Source organism: Mesorhizobium sp. PL10 (genome assembly GCF_053714315.1).
This window is the reverse complement of the sequence record NZ_JBSKBR010000104.1, coordinates 1-2,544: the sequence shown is the minus strand read 5'-3', so window position 1 is coordinate 2,544 and position 2,544 is coordinate 1. Positions and strand designations below refer to the sequence as shown.

The following is a 2,544-nucleotide window of genomic DNA, read 5'->3' as shown; positions in this document are numbered from 1 at the left end:
AGCCCAAGTCCCTGTCAAGACCTGACCTCACGTGCAAGCTCCGGACGCTTACTTCGGTCGTATTTCGTGGCCCTCGCTTGATAGCACCAAACCTCGCTCTGCCACGCGACAATGTCCGGTTGCCCCCTGCGGCGCGAGGAACTACGAAAGGAAGCAGATCGCTGCTCGAGCGTCCCGCTGATGCTTCACTGACAGCGCTCCTTCAGGTGCAGCCGATCTGCAGCCGCCTTGATGATGTAGGCGCATCCCTGGCGCGATCGGGCGCACGTCGGAGTTGCCAGATTTGACCTTAGATGGCACTGGCCGGCCTGTCATATCGACACTGCGAAGGCGTGCCAGAAGCAGCCTGGCTGAACAAAATGGAGGTAAGGCGACGTGTGGCAGAACGACATTCTGTGTTGCCTGACGATCTTATTGCGTTCGCATGGTCTTCACCGATGCGGGACTTGGCCGCGAAGCTCGAACTGTCCGACGTCGGGCTGAAGAAGCTGCTGACGCGATGTGGAGTTGCGTCGCCGCCGCAAGGCTATTGGAACAAAATACGTGCCGGAAAGAGAGTGCCAGCACTACCGAAGGCGCCACCGCGGCGCCCCGGTGAAATGGGCCGAGCAAGTGTCGACGCGCGCTTCAAAAAGGTTCTGTCGATTGCAGCCCCTCTTGCATCTAATGGGCCATTTGCATCCGCTCTGGTTCCCGGAACGTCACGTCTCTGCAGCCTGCGGCTTCGCAGACCTTGGCGGCGGTGAAATTCGGTCGGTGGCGTGCATTGCGATACATTTGTAGCATGCGAACGAAGGCGCCGCAGCGTAGCGAGATTGCTGCTCGCGAGCATTTTGGCTTCGACTATTAACTGTTCCACCAAGTTGGACGTTGACGCTTCCACCTCGGAAGAGTTAATAATCTCCTAATTTAGCATTCTATAAAAGCTCGTGATCAGTAACCAACGAGTAGATGATGCAATTGGGGTAGGGAGACGCAATGCGGCGATTGATGTCGCCGCGAGCCATCACCATCGAGCCACCATCCGACTGTGAACGGCCTTGCTGAGTTAGGCTGTTCATAAGGGGTGACTTTGCGGCGGCTTGGATGAGGCGCTGACAACAGACACAAGCTTTTTGATAGGGAGCGGTTTGTCTTTCAGTGCAGTCGGTAGACGGATGTGGGGGCATCTGTGCATGGGTAAAAGGGGGTTGGAATGGCGTCTTCTCAAATCGCAGACGGCGACGGAACTGCGAAGTCGCTTTCTGGTACGCCACAGGCCGGAGATGACGCCCACAGCTTTTCCGAAGATGCGACGATCCTCATTTCCACTCCGCTTGCCGTTGTTTCTCTTGATGTGCTGAGCAACGATCTAGCCGGAATCGCACTTTGCTCTATCGATAATGGGTTTTCCGCCTCGACCGGTCCGAAGCCGGTTGTTTCCTGCGATGATTCAGTAGGCATCAAGCTGTGTTTGCCGGACACGCGGGCGTGGGCGTTTGGCATTGGTACACATGCCATTGGTCTCGATGCGAACTCATTTGGTCCGGCGCTCTCTCCCAGGATCAAGCCGTTAGTTGGCGAAGGCGAACCTGCTCTCACAGGTTCACAATTTTTGAGCCACCCCGCCGCAAGCGGCAGGTGGATGTCGACACTTCTTGATCGACAAGAACAATTAGCGAGATAGGGGACAGGGTATGGCAACGACCATTGGCACAAGTGGCAACGACAATCTGGTTGGCGGTAGTGGAGACGACGTGCTTTTGGGTGGCGCCGGAAGCGATCGCCTGAATGGCGGGTCAGGCGCCGATACGCTCGATGGAGGCAGTGGTTTCGATACGGTCCTGGGCGGATCGGGAGCGGACACGCTTATCTATCGCGCGTGGGAAAATCAGTACAAGTTTGGTAGCCTGGTATACGGCACAGGGACGACCGCCGGACAAACAGCCTTTTCGGGCTACGACATCTATGACGGCGGCAACGGCAATGCTGCGAAAGGCACTGCCGAGATCGATACACTTGCTATCTACCTAAGCAATGATCAACTGGCCAATACGTCATTCATGACGGCGTTTAGCGCTGAAATTGCTCAATTCCGTGCTTTCGTTGCCGCAAATTCGAACTCGAATACTGGCCAAGCAGGTCAGGCAGAATTTACGTTCAGCACTATCAATCTTAAGGTCTCCGCGATCGAGCGGGTTACCGTTCTCGATAGCGACGGACGTGTTCCTGTATACGTCAATATTGTCGATTCTGCATTAAGTGATAGCGACAACAATTCGGTCGTGACGTTCACTTTTGTTGGCCCGGTGACGGGCTTCACTTTAGACGACGTCACGGCAACCCACGGCACGCTGACTGATTTTGTGATGATTGACGCTTCGCATTATATGGCGAAGTTCACCGCAGCAGACGGGTTTAGTGGCCTTGGCTCCGTTTCGGTAGCGGCCGGCAGTTACACCGACACTGCCGGCAACGCTGGCGCTGGGGGGGCCGACACGGTTGCGGTGGATACCGCCAACCCGACGGTGTCGATCGCCGACGACCAGCCCGGCACGGCCAGCG

The 2,544-nt window shown here is 56.4% G+C and carries 2 protein-coding genes; both read left to right on the top strand.

The genetic code is table 11. From position 1 onward, the window contains the following. The first annotated feature begins 1,195 nt into the window (after window positions 1-1,195). A complete protein-coding gene (locus tag ACWGTO_RS33080; RefSeq protein WP_454578896.1) occupies window positions 1,196-1,666 on the top strand; it encodes a hypothetical protein in 471 nt (156 codons plus the stop codon). Window positions 1,667-1,676: 10 nt separating this feature from the next. Further along, the coding region (locus tag ACWGTO_RS33075; RefSeq protein ID WP_454578895.1) for an Ig-like domain-containing protein at window positions 1,677-2,544 on the top strand (868 nt) is incomplete at its 3' end.

Excerpts from the sequence above, each read along its gene's own strand:
- ACWGTO_RS33080 (WP_454578896.1), top strand. The coding sequence starts at position 1,196 with ATGGCGTCTTCTCAAATCGCAGACGGCGACGGAACTGCGAAGTCGCTT.